This is a genomic window from Flavicella sp. (assembly GCF_029238425.1).
In the GTDB taxonomy this organism is placed as follows: domain Bacteria; phylum Bacteroidota; class Bacteroidia; order Flavobacteriales; family Flavobacteriaceae; genus Flavicella.
Genome location: NZ_JAQWGB010000164.1, coordinates 1 through 2,321 on the forward strand (window position 1 = coordinate 1; position 2,321 = coordinate 2,321).

The 2,321-nt window shown below is 35.2% G+C and carries 1 protein-coding gene; it reads left to right on the forward strand.

The genetic code is table 11. The annotated features are described in order from the left end of the window. The first annotated feature begins 430 nt into the window (after positions 1 to 430). A complete protein-coding gene (locus P8H68_RS11215; protein WP_300325025.1) occupies positions 431 to 949 on the forward strand; it encodes a Crp/Fnr family transcriptional regulator in 519 nt (172 codons plus the stop codon). Positions 950 to 2,321 lie beyond the last annotated feature (1,372 nt).

The following is a 2,321-nucleotide window of genomic DNA, read 5'->3' on the forward strand; positions in this document are numbered from 1 at the left end:
TTTTCGCATCCATGGCACATTCCTTTTCCGAAATACAGTAAATTAAAATTGGGTCACTGAGCCTGCCGAAGTGGTCGAAGGGTCGTGCCTCAAAAGCAAAACGCCATTCCATTCTTGTTTACTCAGCTGGTCACTGTGCACGTAGTAGTGCTGTCGAAGTACCTCTGGAAATGCATCGCACTGGCTGACATAAAGTGTATAAAAACAACAGAAGCATAAACTTCCTTACTATTTTTCACAAATCACTACTAGTTTACTATCGTTTGTATATATTTATAAAAAATCTATCGAACAATATAAGCTAAGGTTAGCCCTTTGTCAACTCCTGTTATGAGCAACCTTTATAGTCAACTAGTAACTTTGCATATTTCATAAGAAAATGAAACGGAAAATTAGCTCAATTATTAATGCTGTAACCTCTATTTCCGTAATGTCAATAGAGAAAATTATCAGTCTTGCTGAAATCGTTTATTTTAAGAAAGGCGAAACAATCACTTCCGTTGGTCAAAATAATAATTTGGAGTATTTCTTAATAGATGGAATCTGTAAAACTTTTCTAATTACTCCTGAAGGTGATACTATTACGATTTCCTTTTTTATGGCTAATTCAATAATCTCTCCAAGTACTACAAGAAATAATTTTGGCAAGTCATTACTTAATATTCAAGCAGTCACAGATGTAGAAATTATCAAAATAAATGCTACAGAATTTGAAAAGTTAATGATAGAAGATCTAGAGATTCGTGATTTTGGGAATTCTGTATTAAGAAATGAACTCATGACCAAAGTCCATAAAGAAATTGGCTTAGCATCACTGAAAGGGAAAGATAGATTAGCCTTACTACGTAAACAATTCCCTAATATAGAAAACCAAATCCCACATGCCGATATAGCATCATATTTAGGTATTACAAACATTTCTTTGAGTCGTTTAAGAACACAATCTTAATCGTTATCAATTGATAATAGTTTCATCTTTTAAATTGACAACCTTTGATCTCTAATCAAAAATATTCTTATGTCAATTTTTAAATCCATCCTTCAAAAGACTTCTTCTACAAAAAACATCTCACTTCTTTTTATTGTTAGCCATCTTGTTTTACTAGTAATGATGGTGTTTACTTTTCCGATAATTAATAAACAAATACAAACCAATGCATTCGACTTACACTTTTTCGGTTATTCAGTAACAACAGCACGATCAATTGTCCAGCATTTAACATTTCAAACCACTCAACTATACTTATTTCCGCAGCTAACATTGTTCGATGTTTTTTATCCAATTCTATTAGCATTATTCCTTAGTGGTCTATTATTTCGTCTTATTAAAACAGATAATAAATTACGGAAAGCAATTGTGTATGTTCCATTTCTGGCGATGATATTCGATTATTTTGAAAACATTTGTATCATACTAATGATCACAAAAACAGTAGAGATATCTGAATCTATTGTATATCTATCAAGTTCTTTTACAATTCTAAAAAGTATGCTAACGACAATCTCTTGGATCGCAATACTCATATATGCAATGAAGTTGACAATAGTGAAAATTCAAAAAAAGAAGATGTCGTTATAAAAAGTAAGCACATTACAGCTTGCTCCACTCGTACCTCATTCCACAACTCCAAAGCGCTATCATTCGCGTAATAAAACCACAATCCAAACCTCCGCAAGAAAACTCTGCAAACTCGGAACTAATAAGGTGCGCATCCATGGCACATTCCTTTTTTGAAATACTATAAAGTGCTTCCTAAGCATATGCCTTGGTCACTGAGCCTGTCGAAGTGGTCGAAGGGTCGTGCCTAAAAAGCAAAAAGCCATTCCATACAGTTCAGTACTAACGGAACATTTTCGGCAAGTAAGCAGTATGTTAGTTCCGTACGCCAATTCGGGGTTAAAAGGTCTCTCTCCTAAAGTCGTTCGGACGCACCTCCCTTTATTTTTCAAAACCACTGAGTAATTAACCTGTTTATTCCGTCACAAAAAATAAATCGGCGCTACGTTCTTATAGGGCACGCCCCTCGGGGGCAAAAACAAAAGTCTCACATCTTTCAATAATTTATGCATCCATAAAGCACAGTATCACTCACTACAACCTGAGTGCTATGCCAAATGCGTTGAAAACGCTTCCCCGCTTTTCTGTTTTTGCCCCACGTCCTGGGCGTTGCCCCCTTGCTATTCGCAAGCATCCCCCTTCCTGCCGGTGGCAACGGCTTTTTATACTTTTAGGAAAATAGCATTGAAAAAAAACACACCAAACAAAAACTATAATCCTGCTTTCTGAAAAACAGAATCGTTTGTTTGGCTTTGATTTTTTT